Origin of the sequence: Sulfitobacter sp. PR48 (genome assembly GCF_028807335.1) — a bacterium.
In the GTDB taxonomy this organism is placed as follows: domain Bacteria; phylum Pseudomonadota; class Alphaproteobacteria; order Rhodobacterales; family Rhodobacteraceae; genus Sulfitobacter.
On record NZ_JARAMM010000024.1, the window covers coordinates 12,967 to 30,633 of the forward strand.

General features: G+C 64.5%; 19 protein-coding genes and 1 other RNA gene. 13 read left to right on the plus strand and 7 right to left on the minus strand.

What is annotated here, in order from left to right; translation table 11 throughout:
- The first annotated feature begins 89 nt into the window (after window positions 1-89).
- The gene (rpoD, locus tag PVW51_RS21760; protein WP_269365470.1) at window positions 90-2,072 is read left to right on the plus strand and encodes an RNA polymerase sigma factor RpoD; all 1,983 of its coding nucleotides are present in this window, start codon (window positions 90-92) and stop codon (window positions 2,070-2,072) included.
- Window positions 2,073-2,153: 81 nt separating this feature from the next.
- Here rpoD and PVW51_RS21765 read toward each other — a convergent pair whose 3' ends face one another.
- On the minus strand, window positions 2,154-3,023 hold the full coding sequence (locus PVW51_RS21765; protein WP_274577456.1) for an SDR family oxidoreductase: 870 nt from the start codon (window positions 3,021-3,023) through the stop codon (window positions 2,154-2,156).
- 77 nt (window positions 3,024-3,100) lie between these two features.
- Here PVW51_RS21765 and PVW51_RS21770 point away from each other — a divergent pair, with 77 nt between their 5' ends.
- The 6 genes from PVW51_RS21770 to ribD all read left to right on the plus strand — a co-directional run bounded on the left by PVW51_RS21770 (window position 3,101) and on the right by ribD (window position 6,842).
- On the plus strand, window positions 3,101-3,517 hold the full coding sequence (locus PVW51_RS21770; protein WP_269365467.1) for a winged helix-turn-helix transcriptional regulator: 417 nt from the start codon (window positions 3,101-3,103) through the stop codon (window positions 3,515-3,517).
- Window positions 3,514-3,969 carry a thiol-disulfide oxidoreductase DCC family protein gene (locus PVW51_RS21775; protein WP_274577458.1) on the plus strand — a complete coding sequence of 152 codons (456 nt, stop codon included), beginning with the start codon at window positions 3,514-3,516 and terminating at the stop codon, window positions 3,967-3,969. Before PVW51_RS21770 ends, PVW51_RS21775 begins: the two co-directional genes overlap by 4 nt.
- A 138-nt stretch (window positions 3,970-4,107) precedes the next feature.
- Window positions 4,108-4,554 carry a hypothetical protein gene (locus tag PVW51_RS21780; RefSeq protein ID WP_274577460.1) on the plus strand — a complete coding sequence of 149 codons (447 nt, stop codon included), beginning with the start codon at window positions 4,108-4,110 and terminating at the stop codon, window positions 4,552-4,554.
- Window positions 4,555-4,616: 62 nt separating this feature from the next.
- Window positions 4,617-5,039, plus strand: a complete 423-nt coding sequence (locus PVW51_RS21785; protein WP_274577461.1) for a secondary thiamine-phosphate synthase enzyme YjbQ — start codon at window positions 4,617-4,619, stop codon at window positions 5,037-5,039.
- A gap of 235 nt (window positions 5,040-5,274) precedes the next feature.
- Window positions 5,275-5,742: a transcriptional regulator NrdR gene (gene nrdR / locus PVW51_RS21790; protein ID WP_067289253.1), complete on the plus strand. Its 468-nt coding sequence runs from the start codon at window positions 5,275-5,277 to the stop codon at window positions 5,740-5,742.
- A 29-nt stretch (window positions 5,743-5,771) separates the two neighbouring features.
- Entirely contained in the window at window positions 5,772-6,842 is a 1,071-nt protein-coding gene (gene ribD, locus PVW51_RS21795; protein WP_274577526.1) for a bifunctional diaminohydroxyphosphoribosylaminopyrimidine deaminase/5-amino-6-(5-phosphoribosylamino)uracil reductase RibD, read from the plus strand.
- A 50-nt stretch (window positions 6,843-6,892) separates the two neighbouring features.
- Here ribD and PVW51_RS21800 read toward each other — a convergent pair whose 3' ends face one another.
- From PVW51_RS21800 to PVW51_RS21810, 3 genes are all read right to left on the minus strand, one after another.
- A complete protein-coding gene (locus PVW51_RS21800) occupies window positions 6,893-8,935 on the minus strand; it encodes a capsular polysaccharide biosynthesis protein (protein ID WP_274577466.1) in 2,043 nt (680 codons plus the stop codon).
- A gap of 5 nt (window positions 8,936-8,940) precedes the next feature.
- On the minus strand, window positions 8,941-10,071 hold the full coding sequence (locus tag PVW51_RS21805; protein WP_269365461.1) for a polysaccharide biosynthesis/export family protein: 1,131 nt from the start codon (window positions 10,069-10,071) through the stop codon (window positions 8,941-8,943).
- 115 nt (window positions 10,072-10,186) lie between these two features.
- Window positions 10,187-11,479, minus strand: a complete 1,293-nt coding sequence (locus PVW51_RS21810) for a capsule biosynthesis protein (protein ID WP_274577469.1) — start codon at window positions 11,477-11,479, stop codon at window positions 10,187-10,189.
- 130 nt (window positions 11,480-11,609) lie between these two features.
- Between PVW51_RS21810 and PVW51_RS21815 the strand changes: the two genes are divergently transcribed.
- The 6 genes from PVW51_RS21815 (at window position 11,610) to PVW51_RS21840 (ending at window position 15,331) form a co-directional block, all read left to right on the plus strand.
- Window positions 11,610-12,203, plus strand: a complete 594-nt coding sequence (locus tag PVW51_RS21815) for a riboflavin synthase (RefSeq protein ID WP_114273437.1) — start codon at window positions 11,610-11,612, stop codon at window positions 12,201-12,203.
- Entirely contained in the window at window positions 12,200-12,766 is a 567-nt protein-coding gene (locus tag PVW51_RS21820; RefSeq protein ID WP_114273436.1) for a hypothetical protein, read from the plus strand. The genes PVW51_RS21815 and PVW51_RS21820 overlap by 4 nt, the downstream gene beginning before the upstream one ends.
- 164 nt (window positions 12,767-12,930) lie before the next feature.
- On the plus strand, window positions 12,931-14,055 hold the full coding sequence (gene ribB / locus PVW51_RS21825) for a 3,4-dihydroxy-2-butanone-4-phosphate synthase (RefSeq protein ID WP_269365454.1): 1,125 nt from the start codon (window positions 12,931-12,933) through the stop codon (window positions 14,053-14,055).
- 3 nt (window positions 14,056-14,058) lie between these two features.
- On the plus strand, window positions 14,059-14,610 hold the full coding sequence (locus tag PVW51_RS21830) for a 6,7-dimethyl-8-ribityllumazine synthase (RefSeq protein WP_274577481.1): 552 nt from the start codon (window positions 14,059-14,061) through the stop codon (window positions 14,608-14,610).
- Window positions 14,607-15,080, plus strand: a complete 474-nt coding sequence (gene nusB, locus PVW51_RS21835) for a transcription antitermination factor NusB (protein WP_274577483.1) — start codon at window positions 14,607-14,609, stop codon at window positions 15,078-15,080. Before PVW51_RS21830 ends, nusB begins: the two co-directional genes overlap by 4 nt.
- A 113-nt stretch (window positions 15,081-15,193) precedes the next feature.
- On the plus strand, window positions 15,194-15,331 hold the full coding sequence (locus PVW51_RS21840) for a hypothetical protein (RefSeq protein ID WP_274577486.1): 138 nt from the start codon (window positions 15,194-15,196) through the stop codon (window positions 15,329-15,331).
- A gap of 41 nt (window positions 15,332-15,372) precedes the next feature.
- Here the strand turns inward: PVW51_RS21840 and ssrS are convergent.
- From ssrS to PVW51_RS21850, 3 genes are all read right to left on the minus strand, one after another.
- A non-coding RNA gene (gene ssrS / locus PVW51_RS24335) (6S RNA) lies at window positions 15,373-15,526 on the minus strand.
- Between the two features lie 50 nt (window positions 15,527-15,576).
- Window positions 15,577-16,332, minus strand: a complete 756-nt coding sequence (locus PVW51_RS21845; protein ID WP_274577488.1) for a hypothetical protein — start codon at window positions 16,330-16,332, stop codon at window positions 15,577-15,579.
- Window positions 16,329-17,636: a hypothetical protein gene (locus PVW51_RS21850; protein ID WP_274577490.1), complete on the minus strand. Its 1,308-nt coding sequence runs from the start codon at window positions 17,634-17,636 to the stop codon at window positions 16,329-16,331. The genes PVW51_RS21845 and PVW51_RS21850 overlap by 4 nt, the downstream gene beginning before the upstream one ends.
- Between the last annotated feature and the right edge of the window lie 31 nt (window positions 17,637-17,667).

Consider the following 17,667-nt stretch of genomic DNA (forward strand, 5'->3'; position numbering starts at 1 on the left):
CAACGGGTTTAAGAATCACCGCAAACCCCGCATGATTCGCGACAACCGAATCACCACACTGATTCGCGCAACCGCGCTGGAGGACGTTCATGGCCGCTAAGGACACCAACGAAGATACCAAACGGGACGACTCCGACAGCGGTCATTCGCTGGATATGAGCCAGGCCGCCGTCAAGAAGATGATCTCCGAGGCGCGGGAACGGGGCTATATCACCTATGACCAGCTGAACACCGTTCTGCCCCCTGATCAGGTCTCTTCCGAACAGATCGAGGATGTGATGTCGATGCTGTCCGAAATGGGCATCAACGTCATCGAGGATGAAGACGCCGAGGAGGAAGACGCCAAGGGGTCCACCGAACTGGCCACCACCGACAGCGCCAAGGAAGTTGCGCTGTCCTCCGGCACCGCCGAGAAACTGGACCGCACCGATGACCCGGTGCGCATGTACCTGCGCGAGATGGGCAGCGTCGAACTGCTGTCCCGCGAAGGCGAAATCGCCATCGCCAAGCGGATCGAGGCCGGCCGCAACACGATGATTGCGGGCCTGTGTGAAAGCCCGCTGACCTTTCAGGCGATCACCATCTGGCGCGACGAACTGCTGTCCGAGGACATCCTGCTGCGCGATGTGATCGACCTTGAGGCGACATTCGGCAACCAGCTGGGCGACGAGGAGGTAACTGCGCCCGTGGTGGCCCCCGGGGGTGCTGCGGACTCCAAGTCGGACGATGACAAGCAGGAGTTGGACGCAGACGGCAACCCGATTGCCAGCGATGACGACGATGACGAGGACGAACAGGCCAACATGAGCCTGGCGGCCATGGAAGCGGCGCTGAAACCGCAGGTCCTGGAAGCGCTGGACATCATCGCCGACGATTACGCCAAGCTGAGCGAAATGCAGGACAGCCGGATTTCCGCCACGCTGAACGAGGATGGATCGTTCTCCAGCAAGCAGGAAGACAAATATCAGAAACTGCGCTCCGAGATCGTGTTGCTGGTCAACGAGCTGCATCTGCACAACAACCGTATCGAGGCGCTGATCGACCAGCTTTACGGCATCAACCGCCGGATCATGCAGATCGACTCCGCCATGGTCAAACTCGCCGACCAGGCCCGCATCAACCGCAAGGAATTTGTCGACGCCTATCGCGGCTACGAGCTGGATCCCAACTGGATGGAGCGGATGGCCGACAAATCCGGTCGCGGCTGGCAGATGTTCATCGAACGCTCTGCCGACAAGGTCGAAGAGCTGCGCGCCGACATGGCGCAGGTCGGTCAATATGTGGGTCTCGACATCTCTGAATTCCGCCGCATCGTGCAGCAGGTTCAGAAGGGCGAGAAAGAAGCCCGTCAGGCCAAGAAGGAAATGGTCGAGGCGAACCTGCGTCTGGTGATCTCGATTGCCAAGAAATACACCAACCGCGGTTTGCAGTTCCTTGATCTCATTCAGGAAGGCAACATCGGCCTGATGAAGGCGGTGGACAAGTTCGAATACCGCCGCGGCTACAAGTTCTCCACCTATGCGACATGGTGGATCCGGCAGGCGATCACCCGGTCCATCGCGGATCAGGCGCGCACCATCCGTATCCCGGTCCATATGATCGAGACGATCAACAAGCTGGTGCGCACCGGTCGCCAGATGCTGCATGAAATCGGCCGCGAGCCGACGCCGGAAGAACTGGCCGAAAAGCTGCAAATGCCGCTGGAGAAGGTCCGCAAGGTGATGAAGATCGCCAAGGAGCCGATCTCCCTTGAAACGCCCATCGGCGACGAGGAAGACAGCCAGCTTGGCGATTTCATCGAGGACAAGAATGCCGTGCTGCCGCTCGACAGCGCCATTCAGGAGAACCTCAAGGAGACCACGACCCGCGTTCTGGCCTCGCTCACCCCGCGCGAGGAACGGGTGCTGCGGATGCGCTTTGGCATCGGCATGAACACCGACCACACGCTGGAAGAAGTCGGCCAGCAGTTCAGCGTGACCCGCGAACGTATCCGCCAGATCGAAGCCAAGGCGCTGCGCAAGCTCAAGCACCCGAGCCGGAGCCGGAAGCTGCGGTCGTTCTTGGATCAATAGGCAGGCCTCGACCCGAAAGGGTAGTGTCAGAGATACAAAGGACCGGCGCTGTGCCGGTCCTTTTCTTTTTGACGCAGCGCGTTACCGGGCTGCCAGTGCTGCCCTGATCGCATCCTTCAGCGGCGTTGCAGGCCGCCCGATCAGGGTTTCAAGGTCCGTGCTGTCAGTCTCTAGCGCGCCCTTGGCCGCCTGGGCGTCGCTGTCCGCCAGCACGCCTGCGAAACCTTCCGGCAGCCCGGCAGCGACCAGCGCCTGGGCGAAGGCTTCCTGCGGCATGTCCACGTAGGCGACCTCGCTGCCCGCCTCCGCGCTTAAGGCCTCAGCGAATTCTGACAGGGTAAACGCGGGCTGCCCGGCCAGTTCATAGACCTTTCCGGCGGCGTCGTCGCGCAGCAGCGCGACAGCGGCGGCTTCGGCGTAATCGTTGCGGGTGGCGGTTGTGAACCTGCCGTCACCGGCAGCGCCGAAATGCTGACCCAGCTTCAGGTCGCTGTCCAGCGCGCCCAGCAGGTTCTCCGTATACCAGCCATTGCGCAACAGCGTGACGGGCAGGCCGGAACTGCGCAGCGCGGCCTCGGTCTCCTTGTGCTCCTGGGCAAGGATCATGGGCGAGCTGTCAGCCCGCAGGATGGAGGTATAGGCGATCAGGCCGACATCTGCGTCCCTGGCGGCGTCGATCACGTTCTGATGCTGGGCGACGCGTTGCCCCACCGCGCTGGAGGAGATCAGCAAGACCTTGTGAACCCCCGCCATCGCGCTGCGCAGGCTGGCGGGATCGGTGTAATCCCCGATCCTCGGCTCAACGCCCCGGGCCCTGAGGGCGGCGGCATCCGCTTCCTTGCGCACAAGGCCCGCGATGGCGGCCTCCGGGGCCAGACGTTGCAGATGATCAAGCACGAGCTGGCCCAGCTGGCCGCTCGCGCCGGTGACAAGAATGCTGTTCGAAGACATTTGGTTTTCCTTTCGTTCCGAATCGAGTGTAAGTCTCATTTAGAGACCGCCAGGCCATCCCGAAAGGAGGCATCTTCATGTCACAAGGTAACACCGAAGGAACCGCGACCCGGCAAGACCCTGCGTCGCTGAGCGCGCTGCACCCCTCTCCCGACGGGGTCTGCCCGGTGCGCGACCTGCTTGACCATATCGCAGCCAAGTGGACGACCCTCGTGCTTCTGGCGCTGGAGCAGGAGCCGCGACGCTTCAACACCCTGCTGCGGATGCTGCCGGATATTTCGCGGCGGATGCTGACCCAAAGCCTGCGTGACCTAGAGCGCGGCGGGTTCATCGACCGGACCGTATTCCCGACCAAGCCACCGGCCGTTCAATATGCTCTGACCCCGATGGGCCATTCGCTGATGGGACCGATCCGGTCGCTGATCGGCTGGGCCGAGGCCAATGAAACCGCCCTCAACGCGGCCCGCGCCCGTTACGATGCGGCGCAGGCATGATTGGACGGGTTTCGCAGCTTGATGCGGCATTGCAGGCCAAGCTGGAGCAGCGCGACCTGATCGTCTTTGATGGCGAATGTGTTTTGTGCTCCGGCTTCTTTCGTTTCATGCTGCGCCGCGACCGTTCCCGGCGCTTTGCCTTTGCTACGGCGCAATCGCCATTGGGGCAATCGCTCTATCAGGCATTGGGGCTGCCGACAGATGATTTTGAGACAAACCTCGTGGTGACGGAAGTGCGGATCCATGGACATCTTGATGCATTCGCGGCAGCGATGGGGGCGTCGGGCTGGCCCTGGCGGCTGCTTGGCGGGGTGAAATTCCTGCCGCGCGCCATCAAGATGCCGTTTTACCGGCTGATCGCGCGCAACCGGTTCCGCATCTTCGGCCGCTACGATCAATGCATGATCCCGGATGCCCCGCTGCGCGCCCGTTTCGCGCCGGATGGCTTTTGAGGTCCGCTTTTGTCCGGGACATTCCCGGATCCGGGTTGTTGTCGGCGACCGGGGGGCGCAAAAGGTGACACAGCTGTGATTAGACTTGCCCCCAGTTCAGCCTAATTCTGATGGGGTCAGCTAAGCAAAGGATACGACATGCGAAGATTGAGCTTTGCCGCAGTGTCAGTGGCGATATTGACGGGTGGTCTGTCGGCGGCATCGGCTGCCCCGTCCTATGAAGCGGTCAATCACCTGAAGGTTCATGGCATTTCAGCGACCTCATTTGAGGTCATTGAATCGCAGGGCGAAGGTGCGCGCGGCATCTGGTGCGCAGCGGCGGATTACGCGATCCACCGGCTTGGCGTGGCGGCGACCCAGCGGCTTTACGTCAAATCCCCCCGCGGCAGGTCGCAAAGCCACGGCGGGCGGGTGGGTGTGGTTTTCACCACCGATGCATCCAGTTTGCCGACCGAACCCTCCCGCTCCTTCTCCGTGGGTGTGAACACGCCCGGTCTGGGCCTGCCGGTCCATCACGCCAACCAGTTCTGCAGGGACTTCTTGCTGGAGTTCGAGACCATCCGCTTCCGGCGCGGTCTGAACTGAGGCGATTGTCGGCGTATGAAGGAACGCGTTCAATCAGGGGGCCAGCGGGGCTGATCGGAACCATGCAGACCAATTTTACCTTATCCACTGCGGGCCAGGGGCTATACCCGCTTACCGACAAGGTCGCGCATTGGGTTGCCGGTCAGGGCGACGGGTTGCTGACGCTTTTGATCTGCCACACCTCGGCCTCTCTTCTGATACAGGAAAACGCCGACCCGGATGTGCAGACCGATCTGCTGGCCTTCTACCAACGGCTGGTGCCGCCTGCGGATGCTCCCGCCATGAGCTATCTGCGGCACCGCATGGAAGGGCCCGATGACATGCCCGCCCATATCAAGGCGGCGATGCTGCCGGTGAACCTGTCCATTCCCGTGGCAGGCGGTCGGCTGCAACTGGGGACCTGGCAGGGGATCTATCTGTTCGAACATCGCGATGCGCCGCACCGGCGCAGGGTCGCGGCACATTTCAGCGCCGACAGGGGCTGAAGCCCTGCGGTTCCGGTGGCACCTGCGGCAAATTTCGTCCCGGTGACCTGCATTTGCCCCACCTGTTGCCTGCATGGCGCGGCATCGGCGACCGTTGGCTTCAGGTCACATCTGGACACACAACATGTTGCGGCGCATTTCGCCCCTACCCAAAACCTCGCGTAGACCCTATAAGTTTCGGCAAGAGGGCGTATAGCCCCACAAGCGAGGCAGGTTAGAAAAAGGGGGATGGCCGATGCGGTGCCCATTCTGCGGAAATATCGATACCCAAGTTAAGGACAGTCGCCCGGCGGAGGATCACGTTTCCATCCGGCGCAGGCGTTTTTGCCCGGCCTGTGGCGGGCGGTTCACCACCTATGAGCGTGTGCAGCTGCGCGACCTCGTTGTGATCAAGACCAATGGCAAACGCGAGGATTTCGACCGCGACAAGCTGGAACGCTCGATCCGGATCTCGATGCAGAAACGCCCGATAGAGCCCGAGCGGATCGACCAGATGATCAGCGGCATCGTGCGGCGGCTGGAAAGCATGGGCGAAACCGACATCGGTTCCAAGCAGATCGGCGAGATCGTGATGGAAGCGTTGAACCGGATCGACACCGTGGCCTACGTGCGCTTTGCCAGTGTTTACAAGAACTTCCAGGCTGCAGACGATTTCGACAAATTCGTCGCTGAGCTGCGGCCCGACCTGCCCAAGGAAGAGTGACCGGGCAGGCGGGCATCGACGCGCGCTTCATGGCGCATGCGCTGACGCTGGGGCGTCGCGGCCAGGGGCGTGTCTGGCCGAACCCGGCGGTGGGCTGCGTGATCGTGGCGGCAGGCCGGATCGTCGGGCGCGGCTGGACCCAGCCCGGCGGCAGACCCCATGCAGAGACCGAGGCGCTGGCGCAGGCCGGTGCCGCCGCCAGGGGGGCGGATGTCTATGTGACACTGGAACCCTGTGCGCATCACGGGCAGACCCCGCCCTGTGCCAGGGCGCTGATCGAGGCGGGCGTGGCCCGCGTTGTCATCGCGGTTCAGGATCAGGATGCCCGTGTCGACGGGCGCGGTGTGGCCATGCTGCGCGCGGCGGGCATCGAGGTGGTGCAGGGTGTCTGCGAGGCTGAGGCCCGGCGGGATCATGAAGGGTTTTTCAGACGTGTGAGCCAGGGCCAGCCCGTCGTGACATTGAAACTGGCCCAGACATTCGATGGCCGCATTGCCACCGGCACCGGGGAAAGCCAGTGGATCACCGGGCCCGAGGCACGCCGCACCGTCCACGCCATGCGCGCGCGCCACGATGCGGTGATGGTGGGCGGTGGCACCGCCCGCAAGGACGATCCCAGCCTCACGGTGCGCGATCTGGGGGTCACATGGCAGCCCGCCCGGGTGGTTGTGTCACGCCGCCTTGACCTGCCGCTGATGGGCAAACTGGCCCGCAGCGCCGCCGAGGTGCCGCTGATCCTGTGCCATGGCAGGGACGCCGACCCGACCCTTGCGCGCACATGGCGCGATCTTGGGGCCACCCTGCTGCCCTGCGCTGCACGGGGCGGGCAGCTCGACCCGGTCGATGTGCTGCGGCAGCTCGGCGCACATGGGCTGACGCGGATCTTCTGCGAAGGGGGCAGCGCGCTTGCCGCATCGCTGATCGAGGCGGATCTGGTGGACCAGCTCATCGGTTTCAACGCAGGGCTGATCATCGGGGCAGAGGGGTTGCCGGGCATCGGCGCCATGGGCCTGTCCCGGCTCGCCGCTGCACCACGCTACACCCTGGGCGAAACCCGCCGCATCGGGGCAGACGCCCTGCACATCTGGCACCGCGCCTGAGGGGACCACCCCCGCCCTTTCTTTTTGGCTGTAAATATCCAATCCCGCAGTCACCGCCCGCGCCACAGATGGCTCTGGCTCGCCAGCAGCCCCTGCAGTTTGGACAGCGCCCGGTTGCCCAGACCCGGCGTCGGAACATTGCCCGAGGCCAGCCGCGCCACCACCACCTCAACCGGGCAGGGCATGCCGGTTACCGGATCCAGGTAGCGCGGGTAGTCGATCAGCGTGGCATGGACCAACCCCTCCAGCCCCGGTTCCGCCCGCCTGCGCGGCGGCACATCGCCGAGATCGCGGGTCAGCCCCCAGCCTGCATAAAAAGGCACGCCCAGCGTGGTGACCGGCACGTCGCGCAGCAGGGCCTCGAACCCCAGAAGCGATGTCATGGTCCAGACCTCATCAACCTGTCCCAGCAGCGCGATCGGATCGGCGCGGGTCAGCACGTGATCGGCCAGGGCTGCCGCGGTGTCGCCGCCGGTCCGCAGCCCGGCCTCCACGTCCGGGTGCGGCTTGTAGAGGATCACCGCCTCCGGATGGGCGGCGCGGGCGGCACGCAGCAGATCCGCATTTGTCCGCACCGCATCGGCACCCGTCCTGATGGAGGCGTCATCCTCCACCTGTCCGGGCACAAGGATGCGCCGCCCCCTGGGCAGGGCACCAAGATCGGCACTGCCGGCAAGGTTGTATTTGCTCAGCCCGGCCTGCCGGATTGCCGCGATCAGGTCCTGGGCGCGCCTGCGTTGATCGGGGCGCAGATCGGCGCGGCGTTCGATCCATTTTTCCAGCCGGCTGGGCCGGGACGGATCGTAATAGATGCCCAGATCGTCACAGACCAGCGACAGGGGCGGCACCAGTTCCGCCCCCAGCCCGCGCGAACGCAGGAACCCGTCCTCGATCCGGCAGGCGTCGCCATGGCCCACATCGGCCTTGCCCGCCCAGACCATCCAGCGGCGCGGGGCGGCGGCGCGGGCACGGGCCGGGTCATCTTCAAAGATCATCGGCCTGGTCCGGCCAAAGAAGCCTTGCAGGGGTTTGCGTTTCCACAGGCTGATCTTTGATCCGGTCCAGCCCAGGTGATCTTCGCGCCAGGCGCGGGTCTGCGCCGCCAGCGCCTCCATCGCGTCTTCAAGCGGGCAAAGGCGGTCCCGGTAGGGGTCATACCACTTTGGATAGAGGATCATCGCCGCCGCGAAAAGCTGCGCGCGGGTCAGCACGCGCTGGCGGCGCGGCACTGGGAATTCATCCGTGGTCAGCCCCCAGCCCGCATAGAACGGCTGGCCGAAGACGCGGGGCTTATGCCCGGCAAAGATCGCCTCGAACCCCAGCTGCGAGGACACGGTATAGACGCCAACCGCCCCTTCGAAGAGCTTCCAGGGGCTGACCGCATCCTCCAGCAGGCGCACCCGGTCACTGGTGTCTTCGGGGCCGAAATAGCCGGCGCGCTGACCTTGCGTCGTCTCGGGATGGCATTTGATCACCACCGGGCAGCCGGGGTGTTCTTCCTGGGCAAAGACCAGCATTTCCAGAAACCGGGCCCGGTCGGCGTTTGAGGCGGTCACCGAGGCATCACCTCGGGTCTGGTCGATCACCAGCACATAGCCGGGGGCAGGGACCCCGGCCTCCGGTTCAAAGCCGGTGTATTTGGTCAGATGCGCCTCCTGCATCCGGGCGATGGCACCGCGCGCGCGGTTCAGCAGATTGGTGTCGTCCAGCGGATGGCTGGCCAGAAGGTCTTCCAGCTCAGAGGGTTGGGCGGGGTCGAAATGCAGCCCCTTGTGGTCGATCAGCAGGCCCAGCGGCGGCTCACCGCCGGTGCGGCCCGGATGGATCGAGCGCAGCAGCGCGTCTTCGACGCGGACCAGTGGCACGCCCCGTTTCGAGGCGACCGCAAGGCCCCGGTGCGCAGTGGGCGAATTGCCCCAGACCGCCACGTGGTCGCCCGCGCGCGGCAGGCCAAGGTGCAGCGAATAGCCCGACAGGCGCAGGATGCGCCGCACCCGGCGCTGGGTCAGGAAACCGCCGTTGTAGACAAAAAGCCGCCGGTCCTTTTCAGGACCGGCGGCGGTTGTGTCGTGGATTTCCGGCCCGAGAGCCATTCAGATCATTCCGTGAGCGAGGTCAGGCTCGCTGCCGATCCGGCGGTGCCGGTAATGGCCGAGATCACCTTGCTCCACTGGGCGAAGGGGGCTTCGGTCACATAGATGGTATCGCCGTCGCGGATGACGAAGTCGCGGGCCATGAACATGCCGTTGGGCTGCGTGAGGTCCAGAACATAGACCATGCGCTGCACGCCGGACAGGTCGTTGCGGCCCAGCACCTGTTCTGCAACTTCCTGCGGTTCGTTGCGGAAGACAAAGACGCCGGTGGGGTCGGCAAGACCGGCGTTCAGGCCGCCGACCTGGGCGATGCCCTCAAGCGCCGAGAGGTTCTGCGTTTCAAAGGGCACACGGGCCTGCCCTCCGGTCGCGCCAAGCGCGGTAAAGGAGCGGGTATCGGCCTCGACCAGGATACGGTCGCCCGCGCGCAGCGCGATGTCGAGTTCGGGATGCTCATAGAGGTCCTGGAACCAGATCTTGCCACGTTTGGAACCGCGAATGATGGTGATCTGCGCGATTTCAGGTTCAATCGCGACGCCGCCTGCGCGGGCCAGCATGGTCGACAGGGTGCGGGTGGGCCGCTCGATCGGGTAGACGCCCTGCGCCCCGATGCCGCCGACCAGCGACACGGTGGAGCCGTCGCCCGCCGCGCGGCGGACCTCGACCTGCGGATCGGGGGTCTGTTCACCCAGCCGGTTGGTGATGATGCGGCGGATCGCGTCGGGGGTGTTGCCCGCCGCCTTGATGCGGCCCGCATATGGGATAAAGATGAAGCCAGCGCCATCGACCTGCACTTCTTCCAGCAGGGTGGCCGGGGCGCCTTCGACACCCAGCAGCGGATCATCGACGTTTTCATAGACGGTGATGCCCAGCACGTCGCCGGGACGGATGGTGTCGGACCCCAGCTGCGAGGCGTTCTTGAATTCTTCGGAGAAGCCAAGTGCGGGGACCACGGCGGTGGCGCGGGTGACACGGTCATTGACCGAGACGATGAAGGCATCGCCTTCCTTCTGCACCGATCCGGAAAAAATCTGTCTTTTGTTCGGGCCCGCCTGTGGCAAGCCGCAGGATGAGATCACGGCCAATGCCGCAAGCACTGCGATGGGCCGCGCCCACCGAAATTTTCTGGTTTTCACTGCCCGGTCTCCTCGACCTGTTCAATCTGCCTCGGGTTTCGCCGATTTTTTCGACGTATTTGGGCGCAGGCTACGTCAGGTAGAATTGAAAATCCAGACAAGTGAGCAGCTTAGGTCAGGTAACGACCCGCAACTGTTGCCTTGGGGCCGCGGTTCCATGTTCCAGCGCGTCATAGGGATCTTCTTCGGCCAGCATCATATCGACCACCTGCCGCAGCAATTGCCGCCGTCCGCGGGCGGCATAGAAACCGCCGGGAATTTGCGAAGTTTCAAGCAGATAGCGCCGGAAATCCTTGTAGGCCTTGTTGTCGGGGCGGCTGGCACGGGCAAAAAACTCGGGCAGCGGCTGGTCCGAGACGAATTCGGGCTGGGCATAGACCGCGCGGCCAAAGACCTTGAGCGGAATTCCGCGCCAGAGCACCTGCTGTCCGGCGGTGGAATTCACGGTCACCGCACTGCGTGCATCGTTGAGCAGCTGTGCGAGTTTGCCGCCGCGCACGTAATGCACCCGGTCGGAGACGCCCAGCTTGCGCGCAAGGCGCTTCAGGTCGCGGCGCACCGGCACGCGGCCGTCTTCCAGCGGGTGGGCCTTGACCACCAGGTGGTGATGTTTCGGCGCGCCCTTGGCAAAGCCGTCGATCACCAGCTCCAGAAAATCACCCATGGTGTCGAAGGGTGAATGCATCTGGAACGAACTGTCATGCTCCAGCTGCAGCAGCGCCAGGTGATAAGGAAAGCCGCCCAGCCGGATGCGCAGGGTGGCGATCAGACGGTCCGCCGCCAGCGCGGGCATCAGCAACAACCGCTTGAGGTAAAGCTGGAATTCCTTGGTCACCGGCAGGCTGCGATGGGGGCGGAAATTGCGGTAGTCGCCGTTCCGGAACATCACGAACCAATGGTAGAGCGCGCCATAGAAAATATGGTGCCGCATGTCGCCCCAATGACCGGGGGGCAGGGGCGCCTCCATGTCCGAATTGGCCAGCGCCGCCTGCATCTGCGGAATCGTCATCTCCATCAGGCGGGAGTTGCCGTTGGAGCCGCCGCGTTCGTAGGTCACCCAATAGGGCCGCATATAGCCTTCTTCAAAGACATGTATCGTCACGCCGCGCGCCCGGGCTTCGGCCACGGCCTGGGCGTGGATCGGGCGGGTGTCGCCGTAAAGCACGATGTCGGTGATCCGCTTTTCCGCAATCAGCGATTTGAAGGTCTCGGGCCAGTCCTGCGCCGTGCCGTGATAGGGGATATAGCTGCGCGGATGGAACCAGAAGGCCCGGTCGCCCGCGTTGAACCCCACGCGCCAGACCTCTGCCCCCGTCAACCGCAGCATCTTGCCCAGGCGGTTGAAGAAGGGGCCATGCGGCCCCTGCAGGAACAGGAATACCCTTTTTTCGGGCGCGGCGTGGGTCATGTGTATCCTCTGGCAGCTCGGGTCGGCACAGTCCTGCCATGCAATGGGGGCGAAAATGTGGCGCAAGCGGCTCTTGCCGTCTGGTTGGCGTGGGGTTACCTCGGTGGACAGGATAGTCAAGGAGCAGCCCATGTTCACAGGGATCATCACCGATATCGGAACCGTTGTCGCGCTGGCGCAGGAAGGCGACCTGCGCGCGCGGATCAAGACCGGCTATGCGACCGACCGGATCGACATGGGGGCTTCGATTGCCAGCGACGGGGTCTGCCTGACGGTGGTGGGCCTTGGCCCGGATTGGTACGAGGTCCAGATCAGCGCCGAGACCGTGGACAAGACCAATATCGGCCATAATGGCTGGCACGTCGGCAAACGCGTGAACCTGGAGCGCGCCCTGAAGGTGGGTGATGAACTGGGCGGGCATATCGTTTCGGGCCATGTGGACGGTGTGGCCGAAGTGGTGGCGATGGCGGATGAGGGCGACAGCACCCGCGTGACCCTGCGCGCGCCGAAGGCGCTGGCGCGCTTTATCGCGCCCAAAGGGTCGGTGGCGCTGAACGGCACATCGCTGACCGTGAACGAGGTCGACGGCTGCGATTTCGGCATCAACTTTATCCCCCATACCAAAGAGGCGACGACCTGGGGCGATGTGGCACTGGGCGACCGCGTGAACCTGGAGATCGACACCCTGGCGCGTTATGTCGCGCGGCTGGGGGAAATGTCATGAAGCCGGGCATCGGGCATAATCAGGGGCCGACCATGGAGCGCGGCCAGAAATGGCGGACTTTCCAGTGGCAAAAGGCGCGCAATGCCGCCATGCCCAAGGCGATCCCGCTGATGGTGGTCAAGATGCATGTGGCGCGCGCCCGTGCGCTGGGGCTGGACTATCCGACCTATGCGGCAGTGCGCAAGGCGACGGGGCGTGATGTCATGGGGCTGCTGTTCTCCTCCAATGCCCTGAGGGTGGTGCGGATGGAGGCGCCGCAGATGCCGGTGGGCCGCGAGGGCAAGCTGGCGGCGCTGGAAGGCGCGCAAAAGCTGGCACTGGTCCATCGCCCGTTGAGCCCGACGCTGGTGGCGGCGGCCAATCCGGTGCTGGATGCAACCGCAGCGGCGCCGAAGTTTACCGACAGCTGGGGTGAGATGCGGGCGCATCTGGGCGAGGTGATCACCGCCCAGGGCCTGCTGCGCGATCAGGTGCTGATCATCGGGGACACCGCGCTGGAGCGCGACTGGACCGGTGCAGCGCGGGCGGCAGGCTACCTTGAGGCGGGGCGGTACTTTTCCTGAACCCGGTTGGTTGCGGGCCCTGGGCCTGGGGGGTGAACGCGGGCTGCCGTGCGCTTTGCAGGCGGCTGCTTGGCGTATTTCCGGCATAACGACGCGGCGGCGCGTGCTCTGGTCAAGGGGCGGTGGCTGGGCTATGTGAAGCGTGCCAGACGTGAGGACATGCGATGAATTACGAGACACCGGGACCCGTGGAAGAAGGGCTGTCTTCGGCCATTTCCCCGATTGAAGAGATCATCGAGGAGGCGCGTCAGGGGCGCATGTTCATCCTGGTCGATCACGAGGACCGCGAGAATGAAGGCGATCTGGTGATCCCGGCGGTCCATGCCGATGCGGATGCGATCAATTTCATGGCAACCCACGGGCGCGGGCTGATCTGCCTGCCGATGACGGCGCAGCGGGTTGCGACACTTGGGCTGCCGATGATGGCGGTCAACAATTCCTCCCGCCACGAGACGGCCTTTACCGTCAGCATCGAGGCGCGCGAGGGGGTCACGACGGGCATTTCCGCCGCCGACCGCGCGCGCACGGTTGCCGTGGCGATCGACGAACAGGCAGGCGAGGCGGATATCGCCACGCCGGGCCATATCTTTCCCTTGCGCGCCCGCGATGGCGGCGTGCTGGTGCGCGCGGGCCATACGGAGGCGGCGGTGGACATCAGCCGCCTTGCGGGGCTGCATCCCTCCGGCGTGATCTGCGAGATCATGAAGGATGACGGCACCATGGCGCGGCTGCCCGACATGGTCGAATTCGCGGCCAGACATAACCTCAAGATCGGCACCATCAGCGATCTGATTGCCTATCGTCACAAGCATGACAACCTGCTGGTGGAACGCGACGTGCGGCAGGTGACCTCCGCCTATGGCGGCGACTGGCAGATGCGCATCTTCGCCGACAAGATCACCGGCACGGATCATGTGGTGCTGGTCAAGGGCGACATCACCACGCCGGAGCCGGTGCTGGTGCGGACCCATGCGATCAACGCACTGGAAGACATTCTGGGCCTTGGCCCCAGCCCCGCCGACGAACTGCCCCGCGCGATGCAGATCATCGCCGAGGAGGGGCGCGGCGCGGTGATCCTGTTCCGGGACCCCTTTCCGCGGCTGCGGCTGGACGAGGATGACGAGGACAGCCCCCGCACGATCAAGCGCACCGGGCTTGGCGCGCAGATCCTGTCGGAGCTGGGATTGCACCAGCTGGTCCTGCTGACCGACAACCCCGAAACCCGGTATCTGGGCCTTGATGCCTATGCCATCGAAATCGTGGGCACGCGCCCCATCACGGAAGGGTAGAACATGGCTTCTTCGCAGCAACATACGGTCCTGCCGCGCCCCACATTCGATGCACCGGTCAAGGTGCTGATCGTCGTGTCGCCCTATTACAGCGAGATTGCCCAGGGGCTGCTGGACGGCGCCAAGGCAGAGCTGGAGGCGGCGGGTGCCGCCTATGAGGTGGTCGAAATGCCCGGCGCGCTGGAAATTCCCACCGCCATCGGGATCAGCGACCGGCGCAGCAACTTTGACGGATATGTGGCGCTGGGCTGCGTGATCCGGGGCGAGACGACCCATTACGAAACCGTCTGCAACGACAGCAGCCGTGCGTTGCAAATGCTGGGTTTGCAGGGGCTTTGCATCGGCAATGGCATCCTGACGGTAGAGAACAGGGCCCAGGCCGATGTGCGCGCCGACCCTGCCGGCCAGAACAAGGGCGGCGGCGCGGCGGCGGCGGCCTTGCATCTGATCGCGCTCGGCCGTAAGTGGGCGCAAACCAGCAAAGGCATCGGCTTCAAACCGCGCGGCGAAGATACGCTGATGGCGGGGGAGGCCGACGGAAACAACATCGCATGAACACGTCACTCTCCGGCAATCAGAAGCGCAAGATGAAATCGGCGGCACGGCTTTATGCCGTGCAGGCGCTGTTCCAGATGGAACATTCCAGCCAGACCGTCGAGGTGGTGCGCCGGGAATTCCTGGAACACCGCTTTGGCGCGGTTTACGAGGGCGACGAAATGCAGGATGGCGACATCGGCCATTTTGCCGAAGTCCTGGAAACGGCTGTGAACTATCAGGCGGCCATCGACCAGATGACAGACCGCGCGCTGGTGGCCAAATGGCCGATCGCGCGGATTGATCCCACCCTGCGGGCCCTGTTCCGCGCCGCCGGTGCGGAATTGCGCGATACCGGGATACCGCCACGGGTGGTGATCACCGAATATGTCGATGTGGCGCGCGCCTTCTTTCCCGAGGGCAAGGAGCCGAAGTTCGTCAACGCGGTGCTGGATCACATGGCACGCGAGGCGCGGCCCGAGGCGTTTTGATCTCGCTAACCATGCGGTTCGAAAGAGACGCGCCACTTTACCAGTTCTGAAGGTCTTGGCCCTATCAATTCTCCCATAGGCTGTGTGGGGCAGCACCATTATGGGGTGAGAAGATGACGACACTGATCAACGTAATCCGCAACCGTAGCGCAAAGATCGACCTGCATGCCGACAAACGGCCAAGACGCGCGGTCACGCGCGACGAGATCCGGCGCCTGTTCCGCGAGGAATTGGGCGTTCGGACGGTCTGAAATTCGGGTGGGACGGGCGGCGGCAGCCTTTGGTCTTGTGTGACGGGACCACATCTGCCGGTCAGTATTTATTCCCGAGGACCTGTATGTACAGGTGGGCACCAGGTAACCGGACCAGGGCCCGGACAGAGCCAGCTCCCTCGGATTTGCTTAAGGCCACTGGAATGTAACGTCTCACGAACAGGGCAGAACCCGCCACTCCCCTGAGATAGAGGTGGCGGGGTCAGTCGGCAAGGGGCCGTCTCTCAATCCCCGCCGATTTCCTGCACGAAACCGTAGGCGCGCAGTTCTTCGGGCAGCAGGACATAGATTTCGTCCGGGGGTGTCACCAGCGCGTGCTGCATGACCAACGGGTTGATGCCCATCTCTTGCAGATAGCCCATGACCTCGCCCTGGCCGCGCTGGATGTTTTCCACGGCGACAAAGGCGGGCAGGATCGTGCTTTCGCCAAAGTAATGCTGATGCACGCCGACGGAGCCGCCTTCGGGAATATCCCGGCTGACCCCGGCAGCCAGCACATAGGGGCAGGCGGAATAGCAGATGTCGCCGTCGCGCATCGCGGTATTCAGACCGGCAGCGCGCAGTTTGCGCCCCAGTTCCAGCGCATCGCGTACCGATCCGCCGGGGGAGTTCAGGATCACCCCTTCGGGGGTCTGCGCCAGCTCCTCGATCTGCCGGGCAATGCGCGCGCCGTCGCCTTCGCTGATTGTCCCTTCCAGCAGGATCGTCTTGCCCGCCTCTATCGCGGTCAGGACCAGCCGGTCGGGCAGGGGCGTGTCGGGCATCGGGCGGCCCGGTGCCGGGGCGCGGTCGGGGCGGTAGCGGCGGGTCTGGTCGCCGGGCCGGATCGGTTCGGTCAGCGATGGCGCACGCGGGCCAAAGCCGGGCAGGCTCAGCCCGTCGCGCAGATCGCCCCAGAACAGCAGCAGGCCCAGACCCAGCTGGAAGATCAGCACCCCCGTCAGGATCCGGGCGACGGGGTTGCGGCGGATGGTGCTCATGTGGATTTCAGCGGCGTCACCCGCACGGGTTCCTGCGGTTCGGCGATCTCCCGTGACGGGTCGCGGGATGGCGCTGCCGGGGCGCCTGCCGTCTCCATATCGCGCATCGCGACAAGGGCGGCGCGGATCTCGGCCAGTGTCAGCGTATCCTCGATCGCTGCCCCCTCGCGGCCCGAGCGGATGGCGGTCTGGGTGATCGCAAGGATGAAGACCAGCACCGCAGGCAAGAGGTCAATCGCTATGGCCCCGGCCCAGGAGGGCACGAAATTGCGGGCATAGAGGATCACCGCATCGGCGCTGGAGATGGGCGTATAGGTGGTTTCACTGGGCGGCGGCATCGCCAGAACGGCCTGTGCCGCGCGTTCCAGCGTGGTGGCGCGCTGCGCCAGCACTTCGAGCACGGAGGTGATTGTCGCCCCCTGTGCGCCCCGGTTCTCGGCCGTGCTGCCGTCGAGTTCGGGCAGGACGACCGAGGCGGAAAGATCCTGTGCCGCGCGTTCCACAAGCGAGGCCACGGAGAGCTGGCGCAGTTGCGTGATCAGACCGGCCAGCCGCACCGCCTGTTCGGAAAATTCAACGGAACGCGCCTCGACCGGGCCGGGTTCGACCGTCAGCGCGCGCATCCGGCTGAGGATCTGGTTGCCCTCGGCAAAAGCGGTGGCCACCAGCGGAGTCTGCGTTGCGATCTGCGATTCAAGCCCCGAGAGTTCGGCGGATTTCTGCCGCAGCACCCGGAACACCGCCCCGCGCCCTGCAAGACCCGAGAGATTGCCGGTGGCCTCCTGCTCGCTGAGATCCTCGAAGGACTGGCGCACGCGGGCCACGTCCCGCTCAAGCCCCTGTGCCGACAGGGCAATTTCATGGGCGCGTTCCAGCGACCCCTGATAATCCTGCACGGTCTTGGCCAGATGCTGTTCCACCGCCGCAGACCCGGCGAGGGCGGCGGCGTTCAGCCAGCTCGACATGGCGATGATGGCAAGCGATCCCAGCCCCATCGCCCCCAGCAGGCCAACGCGGGCGCGGGCGGTGCGCACCGCAGGAAAGAGCCGTAACATATAGGACCAAAAGACAAAAATCCCGACCGACACAGCCACTGAATAGGCAATCGCGGCAAAGGCGGCCATCGCCCCGTTGTCATCCAGCAAGGAGGATACACCGAGGTAGGTATAGATCCCCGAGGCCACCGCCAGCACGCCAAGGGCGGTGCCGGAAAACGTGTCGAGCCAGGTCAGATGCCCCTCCAGCTCGCGCGCGTAACGCACGCCGCGCGCCCGTGCCTGATCCATCGGTTCCTGATCGTCCATGTGTTGCTGCTCCCACCTGCGTCCACCAGCG